The sequence below is a fragment of the Kitasatospora sp. HPM-01-4 genome (genome assembly GCF_051374625.1).
Taxonomy (GTDB): Bacteria; Actinomycetota; Actinomycetes; order Streptomycetales; family Streptomycetaceae; genus Kitasatospora.
Map to the genome: position 1 here is coordinate 1 of NZ_JBPQGP010000003.1, position 4664 is coordinate 4664.

General features: G+C 69.1%; 4 protein-coding genes and 2 pseudogenes. 4 read left to right on the plus strand and 2 right to left on the minus strand.

What is annotated here, in order from left to right:
* Positions 1-24 precede the first annotated feature (24 nt).
* Positions 25-303 (plus strand): annotated as a pseudogene (locus ACSMTC_RS00280) (IS1380 family transposase); the annotation flags it as partial.
* 333 nt (positions 304-636) lie between these two features.
* Positions 637-1356: an IS5 family transposase gene (locus ACSMTC_RS00285; RefSeq protein WP_436557570.1), complete on the plus strand. Its 720-nt coding sequence runs from the start codon at positions 637-639 to the stop codon at positions 1354-1356.
* A gap of 29 nt (positions 1357-1385) precedes the next feature.
* Here ACSMTC_RS00285 and ACSMTC_RS00290 read toward each other — a convergent pair whose 3' ends face one another.
* A complete protein-coding gene (locus tag ACSMTC_RS00290) occupies positions 1386-1937 on the minus strand; it encodes a hypothetical protein (RefSeq protein WP_436557571.1) in 552 nt (183 codons plus the stop codon).
* Positions 1938-2079: 142 nt separating this feature from the next.
* Positions 2080-2227 (minus strand): annotated as a pseudogene (locus ACSMTC_RS00295) (IS30 family transposase); the annotation flags it as partial.
* 146 nt (positions 2228-2373) lie between these two features.
* On the opposite strand from ACSMTC_RS00295, the gene ACSMTC_RS00300 reads away from it, so the two are divergent.
* Positions 2374-3954 (plus strand): ISL3 family transposase, encoded by a 1581-nt coding sequence (locus ACSMTC_RS00300; protein WP_436557572.1) that lies wholly within the window; start codon positions 2374-2376, stop codon positions 3952-3954.
* Positions 3955-4031: 77 nt separating this feature from the next.
* Entirely contained in the window at positions 4032-4565 is a 534-nt protein-coding gene (locus ACSMTC_RS00305; protein ID WP_436557573.1) for a YrhB domain-containing protein, read from the plus strand.
* Positions 4566-4664 lie beyond the last annotated feature (99 nt).

The following is a 4664-nucleotide window of genomic DNA, read 5'->3' on the forward strand; positions in this document are numbered from 1 at the left end:
GCCCAGCATGAAGGCACTTTCTACGTGAAGGCTGCCGGGTCACGTCCCCAGTTCGTCGTTTCCACGGACGGACGCGGGGTGGTCAACCATGCCGGATCCCGCCTGCTGGCCGATTTCGCCGACGCCACCGGCCTCGCGCATGCCTTCGGCGAGGCGCTGCAGCGGCTGCTTCGGCGTGGCATCGGCCACCACTCGGGTCGGATACTGGTCAATCTGGCGGTGATGCTCGCCGATGGTGGCGAGGCGATCGCCGACCTGGCCCTGCTGCGTGACCAGCCCGAGGTTTGCGGGGCAGTTGCCTCCAGTTAGACCGCCTGACGGCTGCTGGTCGGCATCGACGTGGCCGCAATCGGCGACCTGCGCTCAGAAGCCGTTGTCGTACCGATCATGGTGAGCATCGGTTCGATTGAGGCGCCCCGGTCGGGTGATCTCCAACTGGTGCGCGCATGAAGGCAGGGCCTCCTGTTCAGTTCGAGGTTGTCGACGCCCGAACCAGCACAGGAGGCCCTGTGTCGCAGTCTTTCGCCGTCCTGCCGGTTGAGTCCAACTCGGCTGCCCGATCGTGTGATTGTCTCGCTCACCGGTTCGGGAATGCGGGTGACCCTGCCGGACCGTGTGCGCCGCTACGACTCGGACATGACGGACACGGAGTGGGCCATCGTGAGGGACGCGCTGCCCGTTCCGTCGTGGCTGGAGGGGCGGGGTGGGCAGCCGGAGGGCTACTGCCACCGGCAGATGTTGGACGCTGTCCGATACCTGGTGGACAACGGGATCAAGTGGCGGGCGATGCCGGCGGACTTCCCCGCGTGGGACCGCGTTTACGCGTTCGTGCGGCGGTGGCGCGCGCGGGGCCTGCTGGCGGAGCTGCACGACCGGTTGCGGGGCCTGGTGCGCGAGGACACCGGCCGCGACCCGGAGCCGACCGCCGCGGTGATCGACGCGCAGTCCCTGCGGGCCGGGGCCACGGTGCCGACGGCCTCACGCGGGTACGACGGGGCGAAGAAGGTGCCGGGGCGCAAGCGTCACATCGTGGTCGACTGCCTCGGGCTGCTGCTGGCCGTGCTGGTCACCGCCGCCGACGTGACGACCCGGGATGGCGCGATGCCCCTGCTGGAGCGCGTGCGGGCGCGCTACCGGAAGATCGTCCTGGTCTGGGCCGACGGTGGGCAGCGCGGCCGCCTGGTCATCTGGGCGGTGGAGAAGCTGCGGCTCACCCTTGAGATCGTCAAGCGGACCGACGATGTCTCCGGCTTCGTGGTGCTGCCGAGGGCGTTGGGTGGTGGAGAGGACGCTGAGCTGGCTGATGCGCTCGCGGCGCCTGGTGCGCGACTACGAGACGCTGCCCGCCGTGCATGAGCAGATGGTGCTCTGGTCGATGACGATGCTCATGACGCGGCGGCTGGCCCGGCGGCGAGCGTGAACCGGCCCGGGGACGGCTCGACGGCCCAGCCCCGTAAGTCAGCCGCTTCATCTTCGACCGGACCCCTTTCCACGCTCGCCGGGGCCGGCTCCAGCCCGAGCGCGGCGGCGATCTCCTGGCACGTCATCACCGCGTTCCGGCCGGTCCCTTGCTCGGCGAGCGTGGCGAGGATGCGCTGGTAGTCGGGAGCGAGCGCGTCCACGGACAGCGCGGGACGCCACACCGGGACGATCGAGCCCGCTCGAGCAGCCCTCGGCGCGGGAACCTCGGCAGGCGCGTTCGTGGCGGGCTCCGACACGGGAGGCTCACCGGCTACAGAGCCGGCTTCACCTGCCTCCGGGGGCCGCGGCACGGACAGGACCTCGCCGACGCGCTGCCTGGCGATCAACCACTCGTGCCAGGCCGTCTCCGCTTCCGCGAGCTCGGCGAGCACCCGGTCGGCCACCTCTCGAAGCTCTTCCACGCGCTCCCGCGCGGCCAGTTCCCGCTCCTCAAGAAGACCCACGACCGACGCCATCCCGATACCTCCACCAGCGAGACAACCCAACGGCCTGAGCATGCCTCGCCCATGCCGACATCATGCCTGAGCTGCGAAAACACGCCGATCAAGTTCGGTACGACAACGGCTTCTAAAACCCCATGTGCGAAGTCCGGGGCTAGCGGCTGGCAGCCTGGCGCTGCGGCTTGCACCACGTGCGGCCCGTGCGCAGGGCGGCAGCCACCCCGCGGCGAAGTTCACCGCGCCCTTGGACGCAGGGGGCCTGGTAGACCAGTCTCGTGGACCACGTGTATCTCCGGTCGCTGGGGAAGGTGTCCCGTATGTCGGCGTACACGTGAACGTGGCTCTGGCAAGATTTTCGTAGGCAGAGATCATCCCGGGGCAGCGGTCGGCTGGTTTGCCATTGGGCATCCTCTGGCTGTGTTCTGTTGAACTGGCCTCCCTGTTACCGCACTTGGCCAATCTGCTGGTTGTCTGCGGTCGAGGTTTCCGATGCTGTCGTGGCGGTCCACGCCCCGCACACGAGCCCGGTGGTCCAGCGGCGTGTACGGGCTGCGGGGCGTTGAGCGAGTGGGTCCACAGCCGTTACGTACGGCACCTGGCCGACGGGACGGTCGGCGGCCGGCCGGTTCGGATCGACTTGAGTGTGCGACGTCTGTACTGCGAAAACCTGGCCTGTCCGAAGGTGACCTTCGCCGAGCAGGTACCAGGACTGACGGTGCCGTACCAGCGACGGACCCCGCTGCTGCAGCACCTGGTCGAGGCGGTCGGCGTTGTGCTGGCGGGCCGGGGCGGGGCCCGGATGCTGCGCGTCCTGGGCATCGTGCTATTCGCGGTCACCGTGCTCTCCCAGCTGATGCGGGTACCGCTGCCCGCGCCGGTGACACCCCGGGTGCTGGGGGTGGACGACTTCGCGCTGTACGGCGACACCTACGGCACACTCCTCGTCGACGCCACCACCCGTCTGCCGGTGACGCTCTGGGAAGGCCGGGACGCCGAACAGCTGAGCCGCTGGCTCCGTGAGCATCCCGGTGTTGAGATCGCCTGCCGCGACGGCTCACTCACCTACCGGCAGGGCATCGCTGCCGGCGCCCCCGACGCTGTCCAGGTCAGCGACCGCTTCCACCTGTGGCAAGGCCTGTCCCGGCGCGTTCAGGAAGTCGCCGCTGCCCACCGCAGCTGCCTGCCCGCCGCACTGCCGGCCGCTGAACCGGCCGGGTCAGAGCCCACCGACGAAGCGGCAGCGGGTCCCGTCCCGGCGGACACTGCGGCCGGCCGTCATGCCCAGCGACTGTTCGAGGCCGTGCACGCGCTCACCGGTACCGGCCGTCCCTACAGTGCCGTGGCCCGAGAGCTCGGGCTTGACCGCCGCACGGTGCGCAAGTACGCCCGGGCCCGCACCTGGCACGAGGTAATGCGCCGGGCTCCCCGACGCCCTTCCGCCCTGGACCCATACCTCGACTACCTGCAACAACGCTGGGACGAAGGCGAGCACAGCGCGAAGACCCTGCACCAGGAACTCCTCGGCAAGGGCTACCTGGGCCACTACCAGCGCGTGAAGATGGCCCTCGCACCCCTGCGGCGCGGGCTACCGCTGGACGAGCCGCGCGAACGGCCTCCGTCCCCACGCGAAGCCGCACGCTGGATCATCACCGCACCCCACCGGCACAGCCTCCAGACCGGCCAGCGCCTGCGCCGACTGCTCGATCACTGCCCGGAACTCCACCGCACCCACGACCTGGTCCGCCAGTTCGCCGCCATGCTCGACGCCCGCGACGGCACACCCCTCCCGGGCTGGCTCGACCAGCTCACTACCAGCGGACTGCCGCCTCTCGCCGGGATGGCCATTGCCCTACGCGAAGACAAGCACGCGGTCCGCCAGGGGATCACAACGCACTACAACTCCGGCGTCAACGAAGGCCGCATCACCGACGTGAAGCTACAGAAGCGCATCATGGCAGGACGTGCCGGAGTGCCGCTCCTCCGCCACCGGGTCGTACTGATCGCCCACCTCCGCCGCCGCTACACGGCCTGAAGACCGCGTCTGAGATCTCGACGCGGGCGCGGCCACGCCCCCCGAAACCCGATTGACCTGCGGTGAATGATGGAAGCGTGATTTCCAAGGAACGCGCCGTCGAGCTTGTCGAGTCCCTGCTGGCCCGAGAGCGGCTGACGTGGGTAGGACCGCTCCGCGAGCTCGCCGTCTGCGACGTGGAGGAGCATACGGTCGGCTGGCTCGTCTTCTGGAACTCGGCGGAGTACGCCCGCACCCGTGATGTTCGCGACAGCCTCGTTGGTAGCGGCCCTTACCTGGTGGACCGGCACGACGGCAGCATCCACCACGTCCCCGCTACCACGTGGATAGCCGAGAACTGGGAGGAGCTCTACCTCCAGCAGATCAAGGGCATCCGACCGCCTGACCCACTGGCCTCGTCCGTTCGCACACTGATGCACTCCGCCGGGGTCGTGGCCGCGATGAGCCACCTGCGGAAGCAGGCCCCGCGGCTGAGTCTGCGGGATGCAAGGGCATACGTCGTGGCCCTTCGAGATGGTGACGAACCCTCGGAAGAGCTGGCAAGCCTTACCCGGACAGAGGAGAGCTGCCCGCCGCTGTCGATCGAAACGCTGGCTGGTCCGGTTCAGTAGCCGTGCGACCATCCAGGCCAGTGGAACGGCAGACCGCAACGCGGTTCGAGCACCCACCGAACCAAGACGATCTCCGGCTACGAAAATCTTGCCAGAGCC

Excerpts from the sequence above, each read along its gene's own strand:
- ACSMTC_RS00285 (WP_436557570.1), top strand. The coding sequence starts at position 637 with ATGACGGACACGGAGTGGGCCATCGTGAGGGACGCGCTGCCCGTTCCG.
- ACSMTC_RS00290 (WP_436557571.1), bottom strand. The coding sequence starts at position 1,937 with ATGGCGTCGGTCGTGGGTCTTCTTGAGGAGCGGGAACTGGCCGCGCGG.